Genomic DNA, 22,649 nt, shown 5'->3' with positions numbered 1-22,649 from the left:
CGACCTTAATCTTCCGCCACGCCCTCGCGCCAATATGCGACGATGTTGTGTCCGCCCTTTTCGATCCGAAGGTTGTCGCGGACATGGCGGCGCAGGGCGCGGAAGGCGGCATATTCGCAACCGATCCAGACGAAGGGTTGCCGGGCGGTTTGCGGCACGGCAATCTTTGCAACTGTATGCGTCAGCCCTTCGGCGCGCAGGATATGGCTGACCTGCATTCCCGCAGGGGCGTCGACTGTCTGCCGCTCGGCCTCGTCGCAGGTCTCGATCACGACATGCCCCGTCGCATCAGGGGGCAAAAGCGCAAGCATCCGGGCAATCGCGGGCAAGGCGGTTTCATCGCCCGCGATCAGATACCAATCCTGGTCGAGCGGGATCGAGCCGCCGCCGGGGCCGATCATGCCGATCACGTCACCGATACCGGCCTCGGCTGCGAAGGCGCTGCCCGGCCCGGTCGCCTCCTCGTGCAGAACGAAATCAACGTCCAGCCAGCCCGCCACAGGATCGATTTCGCGGATCGTATAGCGACGCAGTTTCGGCCGGTCGATGTGATCCGGCCAGCTTTCCCGGCCGCTGGAGGAAACGCCCGGCGCAATCAGCGATTTCTGCGAAGGGGGAAAGGCAAGCCGCACGTGAATGTTCTGCAGTCCTGCGAACGGGATCAGATCATCCGCCCGGAACCTGATCCGGCGCATTCTGGGGGTCAGGTCGTGCAACGCCTCGACCCGCAATTCCCGCCAGTTCGGCGGCACCGTCAGATCGGTTGCATCGCCGGTCCAACGCAGCGCCTCGGCATCGGGGGCGAATTCAGCCAGATGACCGGCCAGAATGCTGCGCAGTTGAAACAGCCGCGCCACATCGGGGGCGATGGCCTGCATGCGGATGCGCGCACCGTCGAGATCAATCAGGGCACGGCCAAAGGGAAAGCCCAGCCGAAAGCTGCCCGACGTGATTTCCAAACGCGCGCCGTGCCCGGCCAGATGCTCGCACATCGCCTCGACCGCAAGGCCGGCATCCTCGGACAAGATCAGGTCGGCTATCGAACGAAGCTCGTTTGCGGACGGAGGGATCGTCGGGGGTCGGACTGTCACAGCATCGCTCCGTCGGTGATGATTTGCAGGCTGCCGCGCGAGCAGCGCTCGACACGGGCGTCGATCCGCCAGACGCGGCGCAGGATCTCGGGGGTCAGCACGTCTTCGGGCGTGCCGAAAGCCTCCAGCCGCCCGCGTCCCAGAACCGCGATCCGGTCGGACCATTGCGCGGCAAAGGCCAGATCGTGCAGGACCAGCAGGACGATATGCCCCTCATCCGCAAGGGCGCGGATATGACCAAGGATCAGGTGTCGCCGGGCCAGATCGAGGGCGCTTGTCGGCTCGTCCAGCAGCAGGATGACGGGGTTGCGGGCAACGGCGACGGCAAGGCTGACCGCCTGACGCTGACCACCCGACAGCACCCGCATCGGTCGGTTCGCCAGATCGGCGACGCCGAAGCGGTCAAGCACCTGCATCGCGCGCTGATCCAGCGGTGCATCGCCGGTCCGGGCAAGGGCTGTCATCACGCAATCCAGCACCGTCAGCCCGATCCGCCCGATGGCCGTCTGCGGCATATAGCCGACCCGCCCGGACCGTGCCGCCGCCGTCAGCCGGGTCAGATCCTCGTCGCCCAGCATGATCCGCCCCTCGGTCTCAATTTGCCCGGCAATCGCTTTCAAAAGGCTGGTCTTACCCGCTGCGTTCGGGCCAAGGATGGTGGTGATGCTGCCGGGCGGCAAAGGTGGCAGGCTAAGCCCCTCGATCACCCTTGCCCGCGGATAGCCGCAGGACAGGTCGCGGATGATCAGATCGCCGCTCACAGCCCGCCTCGTTTCATGACGACGATGAAAAAGACCGGCAGTCCGACCAAGGCGGTCACGATGCCGACCGGCAGGATGATCCCGGTCACCAGAAGCCCGCTGACCAGCCCCGCCGCACAAAGGATCAGCGCCCCGACCAGCGCGCTTCCCAAAAGCAGCGGTCGCTGCTCTTCGCCCAGACACAGCCGGGCGATATGCGGCGCGATCAGGCCGACAAAGCCGACGATGCCGATGAAGGCGACCGCCGTCCCCGCCAGAAGGCTGATCCTGATCAGCGAAAACAGCCTGACCCGGGCGACGGAAACGCCCATTGCCTCGGCCCGGTCCGCGCCCAGCCGCAACGCCTGAAGCGACCGGGCAGAGGCCAGCGACCACGGCAGGGCCACCGCCAGCACGACGGCCAGCACCTTGTTCGTCGTGGCATCGGCGCGGGTCAGGCTGCCCATCATCCAGAAGATCAGCGCTTGCAGCGCATCGGCGCTGGCCATGTATTGCACCAGCGACAGCAGCGCCGAGGCGGTCAGCCCGACACCGATCCCGAACAGGACCAGCATATCCGTGCCCGCCCCTCGCAACGAAATCAGCGCCTGCACCAGCATCAGTGCCGCGAAGGAGAAAAGGAACGCATTCAACGGCACCGCAAAGGCGCCGATCCCCGGCACCGCCACGCCCAAGACGATCGCCACCGCCGCCCCAAGCGCCGCCGAGGATGAAACGCCCAAAGTATAAGGCTCGGCCAGCGGGTTCTCCATCACCGTTTGCAGCTCGGCCCCGGCAAGGCCAAGCGCCGCCCCGGCAAGCAGGCCAAGGACCGCCATCGGCAGGCGCAGTTGCAGCAGGATGAATTCGGCAGCGCGACCGATATCGCGGCCCAGAAGCAGGTCAACCGCTTTGCCCGGCGGCAGATCGGACGGACCGATCAGCAGCGACAGCAACAGCATCCCGACGCAGGCCAGCGCCAGCAGGATCAGCGCCCCGCGACTGCGGCGGCGGGCGCGGCGGTGTTCGATCAGCGCGGTATCGGATGCGGTCATTCCGTCTCCGGCAGGTCGGTCCAAAGGGCACCGTTCAGGGTGATCGGCATGAACCGCGCATTGATCTCTGCCAGCGTCGCGGCAGGGTCAAGCTGGTCCGCGATCTCGGGATGGATCCAGCCCGCGAACAGTTCGACCGCCAGAACGTCCAGCGGTGTGATGGTCAGCAGATGCAGCAGCCCATGCGCCCGCTCGTCCTGAACCGCGCGCAGCTCTGCCCGCGCCGAGCCGTCGATGACTGCCTGCAAGGACCGCGCCGCATCCTCCGGCGCGATGTCGAGCCCCATGACCAGCCCGCCCGAACGCGCCAGATGCGGACCGCCCGTCGCAATCATCACCTGCGGGTCTGCGGCGAGCAGATATTCCGGCGCAAGCTGCCCGGCATAACCCGTCACCATCTCCGAGCCGACGATCTCGCCACCCGCGAATTCGACCAGTTGCCCCAGCCGGTTGTCGCGCCCCGGCACCCAGCAACAATCCGGTGTCGCATGACCATCGACCAGCACGGCGGGACGCATGCCGACCCCCGCGACCAGTTCGGCGATACGGGCGTAGTGGTCGCGGACAAAGCCGGTATAGTCCCGCGCCCGATCGCCCGCGCCGATTGCATCGCCCAGAAGCTCGACCGCGAAGCTGATCTGCTCGGCCGGGGGCAGATCGGCCGTTTCCGGGCCTTCCAGATAGATCAGCGGAATATCGGCTGCGGTCAGCCGTGCCTCGACCTGTTGCCATGCGGGGTCGAAAACGCGGATCACCGCCAGATCGGGTTCCAGCGCGACGACCGCCTCGACTGCATAGTCGGACGGCGTGGCCGAGCCCGCCTCAGGGATCGCGGCAAGGTCAGGAAAGCGGGCGGCCAGAGCGTCGCGGATGCCGGGGTCCAGACGATGCGGGCTGCCCCAGGCGGCGACCGGGGTGACCGGATCGGGGGTGATCAGCGCCAGCGACAGGATCAGATCGGCCTCGCTCAGCGCCAGATGCCGGGCGGGTTCCGGCAGGACCACCTGACGACCCGCCGCATCGGTCAGGCGCAGTTCGGCCAGACCGGCAGCGGGAACAAGGATCAGCGCCGCAACAAGTGCGGCGCTGGCGCGCAGAGGGGACGCGCGTCTTTGGCAAAGTGGGGTCACCATGTATAGCCGAAGCTCGCCTCGATGGACCGGCCCTCGCCATAGTTGCAGCTACCGCCGGTCAGGTTAAGGCATTGCGCCACGAACCTTTTGTCAAAGACATTGGCAGCATTCAATTGCAGCACGGCCCCCTCGACCCGCCATGGCGATTCCGCCAGATCGTAGCGGATGCCCAGATCGACCAGCCCGCGACCGGGGATTTCAAGTTCGGGCAGATAGGTCGGCGCGCTTTGATAAGAGGATGTCCCGCGCAAACCGGCGCTTAGCGACAGGCCCGGCGTGAAGGCATCGTTATACTGCACCCACAGCCCGCCCTGATGACGCGGCAGGCGCAGCATGTCCTGCCCGACCACCCGGCTGTCATTCGAGGACAACACCTCGCTATCCGTATAGGCATAGGCAGCGATCACGTTGATCTGCGGGGTCAGCGCGAATTTCGCCTCAAGCTCCAGCCCGCGTGCCCGCTGTTCGCCGTCCTGAACCGAGAACCGCGCGTTGGCCGGATCCGGGTCGGGGGTGAGGACGTTATCCTCGGTGCTGGTGAACAGCGTGGCGGTGAAGAGATTCTCGGTTTCCGGCTGCTGGTATTTCACGCCCAGTTCGAACTGCCGGGCGCTGCGTGCCTCGAACGGATCGCCCGCGGCATTGGTGCCCAGCGTCGGGTTGAACGAGGTCGAATAGGCGGCATAGGGCATGACGCCGTTCTGGAACTGATAGGCGACACCGATCCGACCGGTCAGGGCGTTGTCGTCCGTCTGGGTCAGTTGATCCCCCGCAAGCCGGTTGATCGTGTCGATCTCAGAGCGGTCATAGCGCAGGCCCAGCGTGGTGATCCACGCCCCGGCGCGGATCTGGTCCTGCGCATAAAGCCCAAGCTGCTTGCGCGTTTGCAGCACCGAGGTCGTGTAGGCGGGCGGCACCACGCCATCCAACCCATATTGCGGATCGGTGAAATCAAGCCCCGGCACGACGCCCGGTGCCGAGTTGCCGAATTTCCCGGAAAAGCGCGACCAGTTGTAATCCACCCCGATCAGCAGCGTATGTTCCGCCGCGCCGGTCGAGAACCGCGCCTCGGCCTGACTGTCCACCGCAAGGTTGCGCAGTTCGTCGTCCGAGGCGGCGGTGACCCGGTTCATCTCCGCACCCGGCGTGCCGGGAAAATCGCCGGGCCATGCGAAGGCCGGGTTCACCAGCACAAGGAACATATCCTGCGCCGAACGGGCGTAGCGAAGGTTCTGGCGCAACGTCCAGACCGTATCCAGCCGGTGTTCAAGCTCGTATCCAACGGCAGCGAAATCGCGGTTGAAATCGGTCGCGGCGGGATCGCCAAGGAACAGATCGCGCGGGATATCTCCTGCCGGGTTCGGCAAAAGCGTGCCGTGCGCCGGGTAGAAGCGCGGGCTGAAATCATCGCGGTCGCGCCGGTAATGGGCATAGGCGGTGATGGTGGTGCGGTCGTCCGGCGTCCATGTAAGGCTGGGCGCGAAGGTCAGATGGCGACTGCGCTCTTGATCCACCTGACTGCCCATATTGTGATAGAGGCCGGTCAGCCGGTATGCCAGATCGCTGCGACCCGCGACCGGGCCGGTCAGGTCGATGCCGGTCTGCAACCCGCCATAGGACGAGGTTTTCACGTTCACCGACCGGCTTGCCTGCCATTCCGGCCGTTTCGAGACCAGATTGACCAGCCCGCCGGGAACGGTCTGACCATAGAGAACCGAGGCCGGGCCCTTGATCAGCTCGACCCGTTCAAGCGTATAGGGATCGATGGCCGGATTGGCATAGGACGAAGGATCGCTAGGCAATTGCAGCCCGTCCTGCCACATGCCCGAGGCGGCCTGCCCGCGCACCCAATACCAGTCGTAGCGGATGTCGTAGCCATTCGATTCCGACAGGATGCCGGGCGCATAGCGCAACGCCTCGGTCACCAGATCGGCGGATTGCGCCTCGAACTGGGCACGGGGGACGACGCTAATCGCCTGCGGCACTTCCGCCACCGGCGTTGCGGTCTTGGTGCCGGTTGTCGCGGCCTCGGGGAAAAGCTGGTCGCCGCGGCGTGTGTCGCCCTCGGCGTTCAGAGTGATCGTCTGCAGGACCGTCGGCGCACCATCCTGTGCCGCTCCGTCCTGTGCCATCGCAGGCTGCGCCAGCAGCGTTGTGATCGCCGTCGTCAGAAGAAGAGCCGCTGCCCTCGCCACAATCCGATCCGCCATGCCAGATACCCTACGTTAATAATCAGGATTGAGGCCTGCATAGCGCTACGTTAGGCTTGCGCCAATGCGCCGGGTTTTGAGCATATGCAAAAGACCTTTGCGCAACTGCAATTCACAAGGAAACAGCCTTTGCCGCAGACCAGCCGCCCCGAGGACAGTTCCGCCCGACGGATCACCGTGGGCGAAATCTCGGCGCGTCGCGGGGTGCAACTGAACGTAGATGCTGACGTGACCGAGGCGTCGCCGCTGATTTCTGGGCAGATCATCCAGCGGATGTTGCCCGACGGTCTGCAGATCCATGGCGGCGACACGGTCGAAGAGCAGGCATTCCGGGTGGAGTCCAGCATCTCGGACGGGCTGTCCTGCATCTTCTTCCTGCGCGGCAATGTCGATGTCGCCATCGGCGGCAAGGATTTCAGCTTCCGCGCCGATGGTGGCGGCAGGATCGCGGGCTCGGCCCTGCTCAGCGGCAGCGAAGAAAGCTTCCGGCGGCAATCGGACGCGCGCCAGCGGGTGACGCATCTGGTGGTCGGGGCCAGCAGCGATTGGCTGGAACGTCATGCGCCGGGCTGGTCTGCCGGTGCCGCCGATCTGTCTGCCCGTCAGGGGCTGAGATCGATGGAATGGGCAGTCTCACACCGGATCAGCAAACTGATCGCGGCGATCTTGCAGCCACCCCAATCCGCGCTGCCCCTCGTCAATCTCCATGCCGAAGCGCATGCGATCGAGATCATCGCCGAAGCGATCACCGTGCTGTCGGGCACCGAGGCCGTTACGACGCGCATCAGCGACCGCCACCTTGCTGCACTGAAGCGCGCCAAAGATTTCATCGCCGCCCATGCCGCATCCGATGATCTCAGCGTCGAGACGATCGCCCGTCACGCGGGCGTCAGCGTCAGCGGCCTGCAGACCCTGTTCCGCCAATGCGAAGGCAACGGCGTCTTCACCCATGTCCGCAATCTGCGTCTTGATCTGGTCCGTGCCCGACTGCAATCGGGCGAGATCGACATCGCGCAGGCAAGCGGTCTCGCGGGCTATAGCAGCGCCGCGAATTTCTCGACCGCGTTTCGCAGGCGTTTCGGACATCCCCCACGCCACATCCGGCAACGGCGGCACTGACGAGGCTGCCCGGCCCCTTCACTAAAACACGTCTTGCCGACAGATCGCCCCTATTTTCATGTGGCGAAACATAAGTTCCAGCATGAACATCGACGCCGAAGAGTTTGAGACAGCTCCGAAAAATGTGACCCAGTTAGAGAAGGTCGTGACTGGAGTTTTAATCACCGGCTCGCAGGATTTTCGGCTGGAAGAGGTCGTCGCCAACCTTGAGGAATACGAATACCTCTTAAACCTGCAGCATTTGGAGATTGCGGGGCTACGCGAGTCGCCGAGAAGTAGTGCATCGACCGCGCCCGACTGCCCTGATCAGGGAGCGATCCCTGCGACTTGCATGGCCGCGAACAGGTCTTCCTGCGAATGGCCCACGGATTTGAAAAGCGTACGCTCGGTTTCGGTTTCGCGACCTTGCACCGCGCCTTGCGTCAACTGGGTCAGATCGCCCACGATCTGGGACGGGTCGAACAATCCTGCTGCAATCGGCTGCGCCAGATCGCCCGCCAGCAGCGCGCCTTCCCGCCCATCGACGAAGACCCTGGCCTGCAGCAAAGCGTGGTCGTCGCTTTCGCGCATGTCGGATTTGAACGCGCCGATCAGGTCCAGATGGCTGCCCGGCTGCAGCCACTCGCCGCGAATGAACGGCTCGGTCGAGGCGGTCATGCAACTGACCACATCCGCCGCCCGACATCCGGCCTCCAAATCCGTGCAGGGTATTGTAGGCAGACCGGCCTCGGTCAGTTTGCGCGCGACTGCCACCGCCTTGTCGGCATTGCGCCCCCAGACCGAGATGGTTTGATAATCCCGAACCGCTGCATGAGCTTGGGCCGCTGCCGTTGCCAGTTGCCCGGTGCCGCAGATCAGCAAATGCCGCACGTCCCGCCGCGCCAGATAATCCGCCGCAAGGGCCGATGCCGCCGCCGTTCGCCGCTCGGTCAGGGCATCGCCGTCCATCGTCGCCACCAGCCTGCCATCGCCGCCGTCGAACATCAGATATCCGGCGTTGATCGTGGCCTTCCCCACCGCAGCATTCCACGGAAAGAAGGTCACTACCTTCACCCCCATGGCCCGACCCGCCTGCCATGCAGGCATGATCAGCAGTGAAACCTGCTGGCCATCGGGTTGCTCGATGGTCAAAACCTGCCGCGCCGGGGCCTCTGCACGGGCGGCAGCAAAACCTTGGCGCAATGTCTCGATCAGCGCTGGCCAGTCCAGCCGCGCCTCGACCTCTGCATGATCGAATGTCTGCATCCCTGCCCCTCCCGTTGGCCGCACTTCCTCGCGCTGACAGCAGACTGCCGCCACAGGCGTCGCAAGGCAACCTTCGGCCAGACGCAGCCTCAGCGGCTACGGCGCATGGCGGTCTTCAGTTCCGACAGGCGATAGGCGCCGCTGACAAAGCAGAGCGCGAAATAGATCGCTGCCCCACCAAAGACCAGAATCGCAAGGCCGGGAATGCGGCCGATGGCAAGGTCGGACAGCCAAGCCTTCATGAACCACAGCGCCACCGCCATCAGCGCCGAGGCCAGAAAAATCCGGGGCGCGGCGCGGCGCAGGCGGGTATCGGCGCGGGCGGCTTGACCCATATTGCGGGTGCCCCACCAGAGTTGCAGCACCATGATCCACGCGGCGACCGTTGTGCCCAAAGCGGCGGCGATGAAGCCCAGCGAGAACATCAACCCGACCGCGACTACCGCATTCACCACCATCGAAATCACGGCGTAACGGAACGGCGTCCGCGTATCCTCGCGCGCGAAATAGAGCGGTTGCAGGATTTTCTGCAGCACAAAAGCGGGCAGACCGAAAGCATAGACGATCAGCGCCTGCGCGGTCATGGCGGTGGCGTGGGCGGTGAATTCGCCGCGCTGGAACAGGGCCGCGACCATCGGCTGGGCGATCACCGCGATGGCGAAGGCGGCAGGCAGGGTCAGAAACAGGCCGAATTCGGTGGCGCGGCTATAGGCAGACTGGCCGCCCGCGTCGTCTCCTGCCTGCAAACGGCGTGCAAGCTCTGGCAGCAGGACCACCGCAACGGCGGCGCCGACCATGCCCAGCGGCAATTGATAGAGCCGGTCGGAATAGTAAAGCCAGGTCACTCCGCCTTCGAATTGCGAGCCGACCTGACGACCGACCAGCAGGTTCACCTGCACCACGCCTCCGGCGAAGGCGGCCGGCAGGGCGATGGCCAGCAGGCGGCGCATGTCGGGGGTCATGCGCGGGCGACGGGGCCAGAGGCTCCAGCCGGTGCGGCGTGCGTCCCACCAGACCAGCCCAAGTTGCGCCAGACCAGTAACCGGCGTGGCCCATGCCAGCGTCAGCCCCAGATCCCATCCCTGCCAGCGGCCCAGATACATCGCCGCGATGAAAAGCAGGTTCAGCAGCACCGGCGCCGCTGCCGCAGCGGTGAAGCGGCCATTTGCGTTCAGCACGCCAGAAATCATCGATGCCAGCGAGATCAGCAGAATATAGGGAAAGGTGATCCGGCTATAGAGCACGGCCATATCGAAACGCTCGTCGCCATGAAAGCCCGAGGCCATCAGCCAGACCATCACCGGCATGAAGATCATCGCGACCGCTGACAGGATCAGTAGAACCGCGAACAGGCCCGAAAATGCCTCGGACGCAAATCGCTGCGCCTCGGCCCGGTTTTCAAGCTTCTTCGAAAACAGCGGCACGAAGGCGGTGTTGAATGCGCCCTCGGCGAAGAAGCGGCGGAACATGTTCGGCAGGCTTAACGCGACGACAAATGCCTGTGCCATCGGCCCCGTGCCCAGCCATGCCGCCATCAGAATGTCGCGGACAAAGCCGGTCACCCGAGACACCAGAGTCCAGCTTCCTACCGAGAGAAACCCCCGGATCAGTCTCGATTGCATCTTCTAAGCCTCTGCCCGTTTCGCCCCGTCAGCAATCGCCTGCCGCAACTTTTTCTCAAGCGCGTCGCGTTTGGCCTCGCTGTGCAATTTCAGCCCGAACATGTCCTTTACATAGAAGCTGTCAACCACCTGCGCGCCAAAGGTGGCAATCACTGCCGACACGATCTGGATATGGTTGGCCGCCAAGGTCCGGGTCAGGTCATAGAGCAGGCCCGGACGGTCGCGGGTATCGACCTCGATGATCGTATAGATATCGCTGCCTTCGTTGTCGAAGGTGACATGAGTGGGAAAGCGAAACTCGCGGTTGCGCTTTTTCGGCTTGTCGCGGGTGGCGAATGCCTCGCGCGCCACGATCTCGCCGCCAAGGGTGCGCAGGATGGTCTGGCGCAGGCGGGGCAGGCGATCCTCGGAAAAGGGGTGGCCTTCGCTGTCCTGCACCCAGAAGACCGCCGTGGCATAGCCGTCGCGCGTCGTATAGGTGCGGGCATCGACCACGTTCGCCCCGGTCAGCGTCAGCGCCCCCGCAAGCCGCGAGAAGATGCCCGGATGGTCGGCCAGAACAAAGGCCGCGCGCGTGGCATCGCGGTCATGGTCGGCCTGAAGATCGATGCGGATATCGTCATGGCCGATACCGCGCAGCAGTTCGGCAAAGACCCCCTGCGTCGCGGTCGGGAGGCCCGGCCAGAAATTGTCGTAGTGACGCGCCATCTCGGCCCGCAACTCTTTCGCGTCCCAGCCTTTGGCGACCAGCAGGTGACGCAAAGCGCGCTTTGCCTCGTTCTGCCGCTTGTCGCGGTTCAGTTCTTCCAGCCCGCTTTCCAGCGCCATGGCGGTTTCTTTGTGCAACCGGCGCAGCAGATCAGCCTTCCAGTTGTTCCACGTCCCCGGCCCGACCCCGCGAATGTCGCAGACCGTCAGCACCAGAAGCAGGTCCAGCCGCTTCCGTGTCTTTACCGCCTTGGCAAAGTCGCGCAGCGTCCGCGGGTCGGAAATGTCACGCTTCTGCGCCACATCGGACATCAGCAGATGGTTCCTGACCAGCCATTCGACCGTCTCGATCTCATCCTGCGCAAAGCCGAACCGCGTCGCCACCCGCCGCGCCAGACGGGCACCCAAGATCGAGTGATCCTCGGGGCGGCCCTTGCCGATATCGTGCAGAAGCGTCGCCAGATAAAGGACGCGGCGGTTGATGCCGTCATCGATGATGGAACTGGACAGCGGTAGATCAGCCGGATGTTCGCCGCGTTCAATCTCGGCCAGTGCCGTGACACATTGGATCGAGTGCTCGTCCACCGTGTAATGATGATAGAGGTTGAACTGCATCATCGCCACGACCGGCTCGAATTCCGGGATGAAGGCGCTCAGCACGCCAAGCTCATTCATCCGGCGCAGCGAGCGTTCGGGATTACCGTGTTTCAGCAGCAGATCCATGAAGATCCGCACTGCTTCGGGGTCAGATCGGACGTGATCGTCGATCAAATCCAGATTGGACGCGACAAGGCGCATGGCGTCGGAATGGATCAGGATGCCGGTGCGCAACGCCTCTTCGAAAAGGCGCAGGATGTTCAGCGGGTCTTTCAGAAACTCGGCGTCATTTTCGATCGCCAGACGGCCATGCAGTTCGGTGAACCCGTCCTTCAGCTTGCGCCGTCTGCGGAAAATGCGGCCAAGAAAGGGCGCGCTGCGGACATGGCGCGCCTCTAGCGCAGTCAGGAAGACGCGGGTCAACTCGCCGACGCGGGTGGCATGGCGGAAATAAGTCTGCATGAAATATTCGACGCCGCGCCGGGCAGAGCTGTCCTTGTAGCCCATCCGCCGCGCCACCTCGACCTGCATGTCGAAGGACAGGACATCGACCGGACGGCCCGCGATCAGATGCAGATGGCAGCGCACCGCCCAAAGGAAATCTTCGGCCTGCCAGAAGGCCAGATGCTCCTCGCGCGTGAAGAATCCCAGATCGACCAACTCGACCGCGCGATCTACGCGGTGGATATATTTGGCGATCCAGTAGAGCGTCTGCAGATCGCGCAAGCCACCCTTGCCCTCTTTCACGTTCGGCTCCAGCACGTAGCGCTGACCGCCCTGCCGCTGGTGTCGCAGGCGACGCTCTTCCAGCTTGGCCTCGATGAATTCGGGGACAGATTTCGAGAAAAGCTCGGTCCACAGCCGCTCGCGCAGTTCTTCGGCCAAGGGGGCATGGCCGGTCACGATGCGATGTTCGACAAGGGCGGTGCGGATGGTCATGTCCTGCGCGCCAAGGCGCAGGCATTCATCGACGCTGCGGATCGAGTGCCCGATTTTCAGCTTCAGATCCCACAGCATGTAAAGCATCGATTCGACGACGCTTTCGATCCAGGGGGTGACTTTCCACGGGGTCAGGAACAGCAGATCGACATCGGATTGCGGAGCCATCTCGGCCCGGCCATAGCCGCCGACGGCCAACACGGCCAGCCGCTCGTTCTCGGACAGGGATTTTTGCGGATGCAGATGCTTCACCGCGACATGGTGAATGGCGGTAACGATGCCATCGGTCAACGTGGCAATGGCGCGGACGGTTTCGCGGGCGGCACGGGGATGGCTGGCGAAGCTGGCATCGATATCGGCCATGGCGCTGATCCGCGCCTCGGTCAGCAATTCGACGGTGCGGGCGCGAATCGCGCGCGGCTCGGTCACGCCGGACAGTGCCTGATCCAGCGTCACCAGATAGGTTTGAGGGTCGAAGATGGCATGCGCCCCGGGCAATGCCGGGGCGCCTTGGTTCACGAGGTTACGGGTATCGTCAGGCAAGATCAGTAACCTGCCCCACCAAATCCGCGCGGCGCCGGGTCAAGGATGACCAACTGATTGCCACGAAGCGTAGCCACGGCCAGCGCCCGTTGCGAGGTGCCGTCCGGACGCAGCCGGAACACGCCGCCGACACCGGCAAAACCCGCGCGCTGCGTCAGCCCGGTCGTCGTCAGCGCATTGCGGTTACCCGCCCGAACCAGCGAGGCGATTGCCGCCACGCCATCATAGGCAAGGCCCGCCAGTTCATGCGGCTGCTCGCCATGGGCGGCGCGGTAGCGGGCGTCGAACTGCGACTTCAGACCCTGATCGGGAAGCGCGAACCAACCGTTCTGAAGCTGCTGCATCGACATCCGGGCAGAGGGCTGGTCCCAACGGGTCAGGCCCATGAACTGCGTGACCTGCGAATTGACCCCTGCCTCGTTCAGCTTTTGCGTCAGATAGGGCAGCACGGCCTGATTGTTTGCCGTCATGAAGACGGCATCGATCCCGCCCGCTTGCGCGGCACTGACAATCTGCGGCGCGGCAGCATCAATCCCCGAGACCGAGACCGGGTGATCGGTGCGGCCCGCAAGACGCGCACCATTGCGCGAAATTGCCGTCTGGATGGCGCGAGCGCCAATCTGACCGGCCACGTCATTCTCGGCCACCAGATAGACGTTGCGCTTGCCGTTCCTGACGCCGTAGCTGACCAGCCGGTCGGCGACATTGGCGAAGCTGTTGCCAAGGATGAACACGTTTCCGCCCGCAATCTCGGCGTTGTTCGAGAAGGACAACACGTTGATATTGCGCTGCTGCATGGCATTGCCGACGGCGTTGGCACCTTCGGCGAACAGCGGGCCAAGGATGATCTGCGCACCGGCATCGGCGGCGGCATTGGCCTGCGCCACCGCCTGCTCGGTCGAGGTGCCGGTGTCGTAGATGCGCAGATCGATGGTCGCGCCCTGCGCATCGGACGCGGCCATGCGGGCGGCGTTTTTCAGGCTGCGCGACAGCCATTCGAGATCCTGCGAGCCGCTGCCACCGGGCGCCAGCAAGGCGACCCGAACGGGCTGCCCCGGCTCGATCAGCGGGCCGGTAGAGCCGCCGGTGACTTGCTGCGTGCCGCCGACCGGATCGCAGGCGGCGATGACAAAGGCGGACAGGATCGCGGCGGCCCGGCCAATCGCGCGGCGCAATCCCGCGGAGGGCCGGGTTGTAGCGGATGCAAACATATGAAACTTCCCTGCTGTAATGACATTTTATCAGCGATCGGTCGCAGCCTATGTGCAACGATGCGGATTCGCAATCTGCCGGAAATGGCGGGGAGGCCAGGATGAGCGATGATCACGGCGAAGCGGCAGGACCGCGCAAGCTGGCAGCCCATATCGGCGATGGCAGGCTGGATCCCGGCCTCTATCTTGTCGCGACCCCGATCGGCACGGCGCGCGACATCACGCTGCGCGCGCTCGACGTGCTGAACACCGCCGACATGTTGGCGGCCGAGGATACCCGCGTGTTGCGGCATCTTCTGGACATTCACGGCGTGCCACTGCGCGGACGCAGGATTCTTTCCTATCACGACCACAACGCCGACCGCGCCCGCCCTGCTTTGATGGCGGCGCTAGCCGAGGGCGGCAGTGTCGCCTATGCCTCGGACGCTGGCACGCCGCTGGTGGCGGATCCCGGCTTTCGGCTGGCGCGCGAAGCGGTGGAAGAGGGATATCGCGTCCACGCCGTTCCGGGCGCCTCGGCCCCTCTTGCCGCACTGACCGTTTCAGGCCTGCCAAGCGACCGATTCCTGTTTCTGGGCTTCCCCCCTGCTGCCAAGGGCGCGCGGGCAAGCTGGCTGAGGCAGTGGACCGAGATCGACGCGACCATCATCATGTTCGAAAGCCCAAGGCGCGTTAATCAAACATTGGAAGAGTTGTGCGACATTGATGCGAATCGATTTACAGTAATAGCACGGGAACTGACAAAGAAATTCGAAGAGGTGATTCGGGGAAAGGTCGTCGATCTGGTCGCCGATCCCCGTATCGCTAACCTGAAGGGCGAAGTTGTCCTGCTGTTGGATCGTGCCGGTCCAAGGCAGATGGATGAAGAAGGTATCCGGCTTCAGTTGCAGACGCGTCTGGACCGGATGAGCGTGAAGGATGCCGCGCGCGAAGTCGCCGAGGAATTCGGCCTGCCGCGGCGGGATGTATATCAGCTTGCCCTCGATCTTTCGCGGGGGTGATGGCCTGTTCGGTCAGAGGTGCAGATGGTCGCGGTTCAGGAATTGTTGCAGCTCGATTTTGGGCAGGCGCGGAAAGTGTGTCCGCCCCCGATCGACCGGGCACGGCAAGAACGCGGGCGGCTTGCCTATCTATCGGGACAATTCGCGGAAGACAGTGTTGCGCGGTTCCTGCAGCAGAGCGGTTTGACCGTGATCGAAAGGCGTTGGCGTGGGGCCGCGGGTGAGATCGATATGATCTGCCGCGCGGGTTCTTGTGTGGTGTTCGTGGAAGTGAAGCGGGCTGCGACCCATGCAGAGGCTGCGTTGCGGCTAAGCGCGGCGCAGCAAGGGCGCATCTGTCTTGCCGCGCAGGAATATTGTGGCAGGCTTCCCGGTGGTCAGTCGACAGAGATGCGCTTCGATCTGCTGACCGTAGATGCGCTTGGCCGGATCGAGCATCTGGAGAATGCGTTTGGCGGCGCTTTCTGCTGACTCTTGCATCCGCGCTTTTGACGGGTGACAAGCGGTCATCCCGGTCAGGAGAAGCAGATGAGCCTGAATGTCGCCTTGCAGATGGACCCGATCGAAGATGTTTCGATCAACGCCGACAGCACCTTTCGGATCGGGCTGGAGGCGCAGGTGCGCGGCCACAGGCTGTTCCAATACACGGTCGATCAGCTTCGCTATGACGAAGGGCGCGTTCTTGCGCGTGGTCGGTCAGTCGAGTTGCGGCGGGAACAGGGAAATCATGTGACCTTCGGCGAATGGGCCGAGGTTGATCTGTCCGATTTCGATGTAGTCTGGCTGCGCCAGGATCCGCCGTTCGACATGGCCTATGTTACATCGACGCATCTTCTGGACCGAATCCATCCGCAGACTCTGGTCGTCAACGATCCGTTCTGGGTCCGGAACTGTCCCGAAAAACTGATGGTTCTGGATTTTCCCGATCTGACGCCGCCGACCATGATTGCCCGCGATCCCGCCGCGTTCCGCGCCTTCCGGGCGCGGCATGGAGAGATCATCGTGAAGCCGCTTTACGGCAATGGCGGCGCGGGTGTGTTTCATCTGAAGCCGGGCGATTCCAACCTGTCCGCGCTGCTGGAAACCTTCGCCGGGATCAATCGTGAACCGATGATCGCGCAGAAATACCTGCCAGCCATCGTCAAGGGCGACAAACGGATCATTCTGGTCGATGGCGAACCCGTTGGGGCGATCAACCGCGTCCCGCAAGAGGGTGAGGCGCGGTCGAACATGCATGTCGGCGGGCGGGCCGAGAAGGTCGGGTTGACCGATCGCGAGCGTGAGATCTGTGCCCGGCTTGCTCCGGTGCTGAAGGAGAAGGGGCTGATCTTCACCGGAATCGACGTGATCGATGGCTGGCTGACCGAGATCAACGTCACCTCGCCCACCGGGATTCAGGAGCTTGAGCGGTTCGACGGGATCAATGCCGCCGAGGCGATCTGGATCGCGATCGAGAAGCGGTTGGCTGAGCGGCGCGGCTAGGCGTCATTACAAACCCGCCGTCAACGCAGTCGCGTAAATGCAGAAAGGGCGTCGCGGATCGGCGACACCCTGAACTGACGGATTGGTTTGCGTCTGCCCTGTTACCGCATGCGGGACGGGCAATGGCCGCGCAGAGGCAAGATTACTTGATCTTGCCTTCTTTGTATTCGACATGCTGACGCACGACCGGATCGTATTTACGAGCGGTCATTTTTTCGGTCATGGTGCGGGCATTCTTCTTGGTCACGTAGAAGTGGCCGGTGCCGGCGGTCGAGTTCAGCCGGATCTTGATCGTGGTCGGCTTCGCCATGGTTATCGCTCCTGCTGCGGGGCAAGTCGCTTAACCCGTATCAGGCCGCAAACCCCGTGGAATTCGTTTGGAAGCCCGCCTTTTAGTGCCGCCAGCGGCGAAGTCAACCGGGAATCACCCGATAATGCGGGCCATCTGCGCGGAGGGCCTGTAAGCCGGATTCTGTCACCCTGAATTGCTTCAAGGCGGATGACCATTCCTCTGGCCCGGCCGTTGCCGACCGGATCTAGCTGCCTACCCGGACCTGCTGGGGCAAGGCGGCCCTGCGAATTGCTTCGCGCGCGGTCCCTATTCGGCATTGCTCCCGGTGGGGCTTGCCATGCGGGCGCTGTTGCCAGCCCCCCGGTGGGCTCTTACCCCACCGTTTCACCCTTACCCCGGCAGACCGGGGCGGTCTGTTCTCTGTGGCGCTTTCCCTGGGGTTGCCCCCGCCGGGCGTTACCCGGCACCGTCGCCTCATGGAGTCCGGACTTTCCTCGCGGCATTGCATTACTGCCTTGCCACGCGGTCATCCGGCCCTCCGCGCCCGCCCGATATGGCGGCAGGCAGCGGGCGCGTCAATAGAGTGTGGGACAAGGGCTACTTCGCCGGGTCTCAGCCGGGATTGCTTTCCAGCACACTGCGCAATTGCTGCGGGAAGAGTTGAAGGATCAGCGTCTCGGTCACGGCCTGATCCTCGTGCGAGACATAGACACGCAGATCAATCGGGTTGTTCCGTTCATCCTCGGTCAGATCGCCGAAGTCGATATCGAACATTGCCCGCCAGTAATCCTGGCTTTCGACCGGATAAACGGCATCATTGAAGGTGATGCCCTTCGACGTGTTCACGTTCAGCGTGACACCATCCTCGCGCCCAAGACCTTTCAGCGCGGCTGCGTCGAAATCGCAGACGACCTTCACCACTTCTTCGGGGCGGGGCTGGCCCGGCACGCCACCTGCCCCCAGCCGGATGCCGATGAAACGACCCGTCGTGACCGGCTCGGGGCTGTCCTCAAGCCATGTCAGACGGTAGTCGAGTTCGAAGTCCTTGCCCGCGGTCGCCGGATCGGCGGGTTGCCAGAAGGCCACGATATTGTCGTGAATCTCGTCATCTGTGCGCAATTCGGTCAGCACGACCGCACCGTCACCCCAATCGCCCTGCGGCGCGACCCATGCACTGGCCCGGCGTTCGTAGAAGACGCCGTCATCCTGATACTGGTCGAAATCGCGTTCACGCTGCATCAGCCCGAACCCCTTGACCGAGGGCGAAGCGAAGCTGTTCACCATCGTGTAGGGCGGGTTGTTCAGCGGCCGCCAGATGCTTTCACCATTGCCGCTCAGGATCTGCAGCCCGTCCGAATCGTGGATCTCGGGGCGCCAGTCGGGCGCGATATGGGGGTTGGTCTTGCCATACCAATACATCGAGGTCAGCGGCGCAAAGCCGATCCGCTGAACATCGGCGCGGGTAAAGACACGGGCGGTCACGTCCTGAATGACGCCGTTGTCGCGATGCGAGACGATCCGATAGGCGCCGGTCACGCTGGCGCTTTCCATCAGCGCATAGGCGGTCATGTCGCCATTCTCGCCCGGTTCCAGCCAGAAGCGCGAGAAGCGCGGAAACTCTTCCGGGCCTTCGGGCAGCGCGGTGTCGATGGCAAGGCCGCGCACCGACAGGCCGAATTGCCCGGTATACCCCGAGGTGCGCCAATAGGACGCGCCGAGGAAGGCCATCCAGTCAAGCTGGGTTTCCGGGTCCAGCACGCGGAAGCCCGCAAAGCCCTTGGTATGGGTCAGTTGATGCGCCGGATTGTCATCCGGGATGTCGAAGAGATCCAGATCGAAGGGAACCTCGGTCGCCTGTCCGTTCTCGACCTGAAAGATCCGCACCGGCTCTTTGAAATAACGACCGGGGAAGAACATCTGCACCTGCGAAGACCCCTCACGGTCGCGCCAGAGGGTGTTTTCCTTCTTGAAGGTGATCGAGTTGTGGCGGTCGTAATCGACCTCTTCCAGCACTGCCGCATCGGGGATCTCGGCCGGCTGGAACGGCTGCGATGCCAGTTCGCGGGCCAGATCGGTCAGAATATCGAACGAGAAAGGCTCCGCCGAGGCCGGGTCGGCGGATTGTGCCAGCGCCAGCTTCGGCAGCAGGAAAAAGGCACCGCTGCCAAGTGCGGTCTGCAAGAGGGCGCGGCGGTGAAGCTGGTGGTTTTGCATGAAATTCCCGTTCCGGTTCAGAGGTTGCGGCCTATACGTGATGACCATGTTGGCGCTGACAAGGGCTGGCAAGGCGATTGGCCGATCCTTGCCGATAGTCACCCGGCAAATGAACGATTCTTTGCCTTTTTCATGACGTTTCAGTTGTTTCGGATCGCATCCGCCGCGTTTTCGAGGCAAATGAGGCGGCTGCCCGACGGTCATCCTCGGTTTCCGGGCCATAGGCCCACGGCCTGCAGCGCAGCCGGAATGCCGCCAGCCGGGTTTCGGGATCGGCAGCCGGATAGCCGATCTGGTCAAGGCTTTCCGTGATCGGCAGGTCATCCCCATCAGAGGGGGCAAGCGCCAGCCCCTCGCGCGCCAGCCGTGCCCAGTCGAAATGCGGGCCGGGGTCGATCTTGCGGCCGGGGGCCATGTCGGAATGGCCGATCACCGCTTCGGGGCCGATATGCCAGCGAACCATGATCTGCCGCAGAAGATCGGTCAGCGCATCCATCTGCCGGGCGGTGAAGGGGCGGTCACCAGGATTGGCGATCTCGATACCGATGCTGCGGGAATTGATGTCCTCGCGCCCCTGCCAACTGCCTGCGCCTGCATGCCATGCGCGCATCTCTTCAGGGACCAGCGCCTCGGCCCCGCCCTGCTCATCGATCAGCCAATGGGCGCTGACCTCGGCTGTCGGATCGCAGAGGCGCGTGCGGGCAGAGGCAGCATCGGCCATGCCGGTATAGTGCAAAACGATCAGTTCAGGGGTCTGGCCGCGCCGGTCGGCAAAGTTGGGGCTTGGGAAATCAGGCATCAGAGCAAGGCGCCTTTGACTGTGAAGCGCTCGCCCAAGATCGAAGTGTCTGAAGCACACCGCCCGACATTGCCCACCCAACAGGGCGAGCAATGCCCCAAGCTCTGATTGTCGATCGGTCTTTCGCTCAAGGCCGTTGATGCGGCGGCATCAGCAACATCGAATCCGGCACGATCTGTGTCGGCGCGTTCGGACCGGCTGCCGGGCGGCGCACAGGCACGACCGTCGCGGCGGGCCGTGCGGCTGGCGTGACGGTCGCGGCAGGTTGTGCCGGTTGCGTCACCACGCGCTTTCTGACGCCCATCGTCGCGGGCACCGGAACCGGCGACCGCCCGGCGATCTGCTCGGGCGTGAAGGACTGGGACGGCAGCGCCACCGGTATCGTCACCGGCGATTCCGTGTTGCTGACCAGCGCCTGTTCGCGCGTCGCCCGATATTCGCCGTAAGGCGTGGGCGCGAACTGATAGTTCGGGTTCCAGCCCATATGCTCGCCACAGCCGGCAAGCGCCAGCACCGAAATCACCAACCAGCCGCGCATCCTGCCTCCATCACTTCACTGTCAAGCGGACCCTACCACCAGCGACCGGGCTTGGCTACAAACCCCGCTGCCTTCTCAAGAACCAGCGCCTGATTGAGCAGATTTCCCTCATCAAAGGGTCGCCCGAACAATTGCAGGCCCAGCGGCAGGCCGTTCTTGTCCTGCCCCACCGGCACCGAAATCCCCGGCAATCCGACAAGGTTCAGCGTCACCGTGAACACGTCGTTCAGATACATCTGCACCGGATCGGCATTGTCCGACGCACCAAGCGCAAAAGCCGCGGACGGCGTGGTCGGCGCCAGAATCGCATCGACCCCATCGGCAAAGGCGCATTCGAAATCGCGCTTGATCAGCGTGCGGACCTTGCGGGCGCGGTTGTAATAGGCGTCATAGAAACCCGCCGACAGCACATAGGTGCCGATCATCACCCGGCGCTGCACCTCGGGGCCAAAGCCTTCGGCGCGGGTCTTTTCATACATCTCGACGATGCCATCCCCCTGCCCCAGCTTCGCCCGGCGGCCATAGCGGACGCCGTCGTAACGGGCGAGGTTCGAGGACGCCTCGGCAGGGGCGATCACGTAATAGGCGGGCAGCGCGTATTTAGTATGCGGCAGGCTGATATCGACGATCTCGGCCCCGGCATCGCGCAGCATATCGGCGCCCTTCTGCCACAGAGCCGCGATTTCCTCGGGCAGGCCGTCGATCCGGTATTCGCGCGGAATGCCGATCTTCTTGCCGCGAATATCGCCGGTCAGCAGAGATTCGTAATCCGGTACCGGCTTGTCGGCGCTGGTCGAATCCTGCGGATCGACCGAGGCCATCGCGCCCAGCATGATCGCCGCATCGCGCACCGTCTTGGTCATCGGCCCGGCCTGATCAAGGCTCGACGCATAAGCGATCACCCCCCACCGGCTGACCCGCCCATAGCTGGGCTTCAGCCCGACCGTCCCGGTAAAGGCCGCAGGCTGACGGATCGAGCCGCCGGTATCGGTCCCGGTCGCCGCCAGGCACAGATCGGCAGCCACGGCAGCAGCCGACCCGCCCGATGATCCGCCCGGCGTCAGATCGCGCCCGTCAGCCGCCTTCCAAGGGTTGATCGCCGGGCCATAGACGCTGTTCTCATTCGCCGAACCCATGGCGAATTCGTCCTGATTAAGCTTGCCCAGCATCACCGCGCCCGCGTTCCACAGGTTCTGGGTCACGGTCGATTCATATTCGGGCCGGAAGCCATCCAGAATCCGGCTGGCCGCCTGCGAGGGCACGCCCTTCACGCAGAACACATCCTTGATGCCGACCGGAATCCCGGTCATCGGCGCGGCATCGCCCGCCTTGATCCGCTGATCGGCGGCCTTCGCCATCCCCCGCGCCATGTCGGGCGTGTGGTGGACAAAGGCATTCAGCTTGCCCGAGGCGTCGATGGCGGTCAGACAGGCCTCGGTCAGGTCGGCAGAGGTGGTCTCGCCTTTGGCCAGCGCATCGCGGGCCTCGGCAATGGTCAGTCGGTTCAGATCGCTCATTCCACCACCTTCGGCACGGCAAAGAAGCCTTCACGCGCGTCGGGCGCATTGGCCAGAATTTTCTCGGGCATGCCGCCCGTGGTCACGACATCCTCGCGCCGCTTCAGCCGCATCGGAACCACGCCAGTCATCGGCTCGACTCCGTCGACATCGACCTCGTTCAGTTGCTCCATGAATGCCAGAATGCCGCTGAGATCGCGGGCCAAAGCGGGCAGCGCGGAATCATCGACTGCGATTCTGGCCAGATGGGCGACTTTGCGGGCCTCGTCTTCGGTGATCGACATGGAGTTTCCTTTCGTTCCGCGCGGGTCTACAACCCCTGACGCGCCCCTGCAAGAAGCGCTGCCCGTGCGAGGCTAAAGCGGCTGAAATCCCGGCCCCGGTGCGGGCTTTGGATTTTTTCTGCGGCAGGCCAAAATTCCCCTTGCGACTTTCTGCGGCTTTCCCTAAACACCGCTCCACGCCGTCGGGAACACTGGCAGCGTCGCCTTGATGGCCCGTTCGTCTATCGGTTAGGACGCTAGGTTTTCAACCTAGAAAGAGGGGTTCGACTCCCCTACGGGCTGCCATTTCTTTCGCTAAATTGCTATTAT

At 63.7% G+C, this 22,649-nt stretch carries 19 protein-coding genes, 1 tRNA gene and 1 other RNA gene; 5 read left to right on the top strand and 16 right to left on the bottom strand.

The window, feature by feature from the left end:
- Positions 1 to 5: 5 nt before the first annotated feature.
- Genes JJJ17_RS04200 through JJJ17_RS04180 form a run of 5 tightly spaced genes read right to left on the bottom strand, consistent with a single transcriptional unit; the run spans position 6 to position 6,229 of the window.
- Entirely contained in the window at positions 6 to 1,091 is a 1,086-nt protein-coding gene (locus tag JJJ17_RS04200) for a DUF2218 domain-containing protein (protein WP_200683999.1), read from the bottom strand.
- Positions 1,088 to 1,852, bottom strand: coding sequence for an ABC transporter ATP-binding protein (locus tag JJJ17_RS04195; protein WP_325168761.1), 765 nt, complete (start codon positions 1,850 to 1,852; stop codon positions 1,088 to 1,090). Before JJJ17_RS04195 ends, JJJ17_RS04200 begins: the two co-directional genes overlap by 4 nt.
- Positions 1,849 to 2,886 carry a FecCD family ABC transporter permease gene (locus JJJ17_RS04190; protein ID WP_200683997.1) on the bottom strand — a complete coding sequence of 346 codons (1,038 nt, stop codon included), beginning with the start codon at positions 2,884 to 2,886 and terminating at the stop codon, positions 1,849 to 1,851. The genes JJJ17_RS04195 and JJJ17_RS04190 overlap by 4 nt, the downstream gene beginning before the upstream one ends.
- The gene (locus tag JJJ17_RS04185; protein ID WP_200683995.1) at positions 2,883 to 4,019 is read right to left on the bottom strand and encodes an ABC transporter substrate-binding protein; all 1,137 of its coding nucleotides are present in this window, start codon (positions 4,017 to 4,019) and stop codon (positions 2,883 to 2,885) included. The genes JJJ17_RS04190 and JJJ17_RS04185 overlap by 4 nt, the downstream gene beginning before the upstream one ends.
- Positions 4,013 to 6,229 carry a TonB-dependent siderophore receptor gene (locus tag JJJ17_RS04180; RefSeq protein WP_200683993.1) on the bottom strand — a complete coding sequence of 739 codons (2,217 nt, stop codon included), beginning with the start codon at positions 6,227 to 6,229 and terminating at the stop codon, positions 4,013 to 4,015. The genes JJJ17_RS04185 and JJJ17_RS04180 overlap by 7 nt, the downstream gene beginning before the upstream one ends.
- A 129-nt stretch (positions 6,230 to 6,358) precedes the next feature.
- Here JJJ17_RS04180 and JJJ17_RS04175 point away from each other — a divergent pair, with 129 nt between their 5' ends.
- Positions 6,359 to 7,348, top strand: a complete 990-nt coding sequence (locus JJJ17_RS04175) for a helix-turn-helix transcriptional regulator (protein ID WP_200683992.1) — start codon at positions 6,359 to 6,361, stop codon at positions 7,346 to 7,348.
- 306 nt (positions 7,349 to 7,654) lie between these two features.
- On the opposite strand, the gene lhpI is transcribed toward JJJ17_RS04175, so the two are convergent.
- The 4 genes from lhpI to JJJ17_RS04155 form a co-directional block, all read right to left on the bottom strand.
- Positions 7,655 to 8,593: a bifunctional Delta(1)-pyrroline-2-carboxylate/Delta(1)-piperideine-2-carboxylate reductase gene (gene lhpI / locus JJJ17_RS04170; RefSeq protein ID WP_200683990.1), complete on the bottom strand. Its 939-nt coding sequence runs from the start codon at positions 8,591 to 8,593 to the stop codon at positions 7,655 to 7,657.
- Positions 8,594 to 8,682: 89 nt separating this feature from the next.
- Positions 8,683 to 10,215, bottom strand: coding sequence for a murein biosynthesis integral membrane protein MurJ (gene murJ / locus JJJ17_RS04165; RefSeq protein ID WP_200683988.1), 1,533 nt, complete (start codon positions 10,213 to 10,215; stop codon positions 8,683 to 8,685).
- 3 nt (positions 10,216 to 10,218) lie between these two features.
- Positions 10,219 to 12,978, bottom strand: a complete 2,760-nt coding sequence (locus tag JJJ17_RS04160; protein ID WP_200684795.1) for a [protein-PII] uridylyltransferase — start codon at positions 12,976 to 12,978, stop codon at positions 10,219 to 10,221.
- A 26-nt stretch (positions 12,979 to 13,004) separates the two neighbouring features.
- Entirely contained in the window at positions 13,005 to 14,213 is a 1,209-nt protein-coding gene (locus JJJ17_RS04155; protein WP_200683986.1) for a penicillin-binding protein activator, read from the bottom strand.
- Positions 14,214 to 14,314: 101 nt separating this feature from the next.
- Between JJJ17_RS04155 and rsmI the strand changes: the two genes are divergently transcribed.
- The 3 genes from rsmI to gshB are packed head-to-tail and all read left to right on the top strand — an operon-like array spanning position 14,315 to position 16,696.
- Entirely contained in the window at positions 14,315 to 15,214 is a 900-nt protein-coding gene (gene rsmI / locus JJJ17_RS04150) for a 16S rRNA (cytidine(1402)-2'-O)-methyltransferase (RefSeq protein ID WP_200683984.1), read from the top strand.
- A gap of 24 nt (positions 15,215 to 15,238) precedes the next feature.
- Entirely contained in the window at positions 15,239 to 15,685 is a 447-nt protein-coding gene (locus JJJ17_RS04145; protein ID WP_200683982.1) for a YraN family protein, read from the top strand.
- A 57-nt stretch (positions 15,686 to 15,742) separates the two neighbouring features.
- Complete coding sequence (gene gshB / locus JJJ17_RS04140; protein WP_200683980.1) at positions 15,743 to 16,696, top strand: glutathione synthase; 954 nt, start codon at positions 15,743 to 15,745, stop codon at positions 16,694 to 16,696.
- 142 nt (positions 16,697 to 16,838) lie between these two features.
- Here gshB and rpmG read toward each other — a convergent pair whose 3' ends face one another.
- From rpmG to gatC, 7 genes are all read right to left on the bottom strand, one after another.
- Positions 16,839 to 17,006, bottom strand: a complete 168-nt coding sequence (gene rpmG / locus JJJ17_RS04135) for a 50S ribosomal protein L33 (protein WP_200683978.1) — start codon at positions 17,004 to 17,006, stop codon at positions 16,839 to 16,841.
- Between the two features lie 135 nt (positions 17,007 to 17,141).
- Positions 17,142 to 17,530, bottom strand: an RNA gene (gene rnpB / locus JJJ17_RS04130) — RNase P RNA component class A.
- Between the two features lie 70 nt (positions 17,531 to 17,600).
- A complete protein-coding gene (locus JJJ17_RS04125) occupies positions 17,601 to 19,202 on the bottom strand; it encodes a glucan biosynthesis protein (RefSeq protein ID WP_200683976.1) in 1,602 nt (533 codons plus the stop codon).
- A 130-nt stretch (positions 19,203 to 19,332) separates the two neighbouring features.
- On the bottom strand, positions 19,333 to 20,001 hold the full coding sequence (locus JJJ17_RS04120; RefSeq protein ID WP_200683974.1) for an N-acetylmuramoyl-L-alanine amidase: 669 nt from the start codon (positions 19,999 to 20,001) through the stop codon (positions 19,333 to 19,335).
- Between the two features lie 127 nt (positions 20,002 to 20,128).
- Positions 20,129 to 20,539 carry a hypothetical protein gene (locus tag JJJ17_RS04115; protein ID WP_200683972.1) on the bottom strand — a complete coding sequence of 137 codons (411 nt, stop codon included), beginning with the start codon at positions 20,537 to 20,539 and terminating at the stop codon, positions 20,129 to 20,131.
- A gap of 32 nt (positions 20,540 to 20,571) precedes the next feature.
- Positions 20,572 to 22,056, bottom strand: coding sequence for an Asp-tRNA(Asn)/Glu-tRNA(Gln) amidotransferase subunit GatA (gatA, locus tag JJJ17_RS04110; protein ID WP_200683971.1), 1,485 nt, complete (start codon positions 22,054 to 22,056; stop codon positions 20,572 to 20,574).
- Positions 22,053 to 22,340, bottom strand: a complete 288-nt coding sequence (gene gatC / locus JJJ17_RS04105; protein WP_200683970.1) for an Asp-tRNA(Asn)/Glu-tRNA(Gln) amidotransferase subunit GatC — start codon at positions 22,338 to 22,340, stop codon at positions 22,053 to 22,055. Before gatC ends, gatA begins: the two co-directional genes overlap by 4 nt.
- A gap of 210 nt (positions 22,341 to 22,550) precedes the next feature.
- Here gatC and JJJ17_RS04100 point away from each other — a divergent pair.
- Positions 22,551 to 22,625 (top strand) — tRNA-Glu (locus tag JJJ17_RS04100).
- Positions 22,626 to 22,649 lie beyond the last annotated feature (24 nt).

It is taken from the genome of Paracoccus caeni (genome assembly GCF_016629665.1).
Taxonomy (GTDB): Bacteria; Pseudomonadota; Alphaproteobacteria; order Rhodobacterales; family Rhodobacteraceae; genus Paracoccus; species Paracoccus caeni.
This window is presented reverse-complemented; position numbering and strand designations above follow the sequence as displayed.

Coding starts and splice junctions, on each gene's coding strand:
- JJJ17_RS04190 (WP_200683997.1), bottom strand. CDS start 2,886: ATGACCGCATCCGATACCGCGCTGATCGAACACCGCCGCGCCCGCCGC.
- JJJ17_RS04185 (WP_200683995.1), bottom strand. CDS start 4,019: ATGGTGACCCCACTTTGCCAAAGACGCGCGTCCCCTCTGCGCGCCAGC.
- JJJ17_RS04180 (WP_200683993.1), bottom strand. CDS start 6,229: ATGGCGGATCGGATTGTGGCGAGGGCAGCGGCTCTTCTTCTGACGACG.
- lhpI (WP_200683990.1), bottom strand. CDS start 8,593: ATGCAGACATTCGATCATGCAGAGGTCGAGGCGCGGCTGGACTGGCCA.
- murJ (WP_200683988.1), bottom strand. CDS start 10,215: ATGCAATCGAGACTGATCCGGGGGTTTCTCTCGGTAGGAAGCTGGACT.
- JJJ17_RS04155 (WP_200683986.1), bottom strand. CDS start 14,213: ATGTTTGCATCCGCTACAACCCGGCCCTCCGCGGGATTGCGCCGCGCG.
- rsmI (WP_200683984.1), top strand. CDS start 14,315: ATGAGCGATGATCACGGCGAAGCGGCAGGACCGCGCAAGCTGGCAGCC.
- JJJ17_RS04145 (WP_200683982.1), top strand. CDS start 15,239: ATGGTCGCGGTTCAGGAATTGTTGCAGCTCGATTTTGGGCAGGCGCGG.
- gshB (WP_200683980.1), top strand. CDS start 15,743: ATGAGCCTGAATGTCGCCTTGCAGATGGACCCGATCGAAGATGTTTCG.
- rpmG (WP_200683978.1), bottom strand. CDS start 17,006: ATGGCGAAGCCGACCACGATCAAGATCCGGCTGAACTCGACCGCCGGC.
- JJJ17_RS04125 (WP_200683976.1), bottom strand. CDS start 19,202: ATGCAAAACCACCAGCTTCACCGCCGCGCCCTCTTGCAGACCGCACTT.
- JJJ17_RS04120 (WP_200683974.1), bottom strand. CDS start 20,001: ATGCCTGATTTCCCAAGCCCCAACTTTGCCGACCGGCGCGGCCAGACC.
- JJJ17_RS04115 (WP_200683972.1), bottom strand. CDS start 20,539: ATGCGCGGCTGGTTGGTGATTTCGGTGCTGGCGCTTGCCGGCTGTGGC.
- gatA (WP_200683971.1), bottom strand. CDS start 22,056: ATGAGCGATCTGAACCGACTGACCATTGCCGAGGCCCGCGATGCGCTG.
- gatC (WP_200683970.1), bottom strand. CDS start 22,340: ATGTCGATCACCGAAGACGAGGCCCGCAAAGTCGCCCATCTGGCCAGA.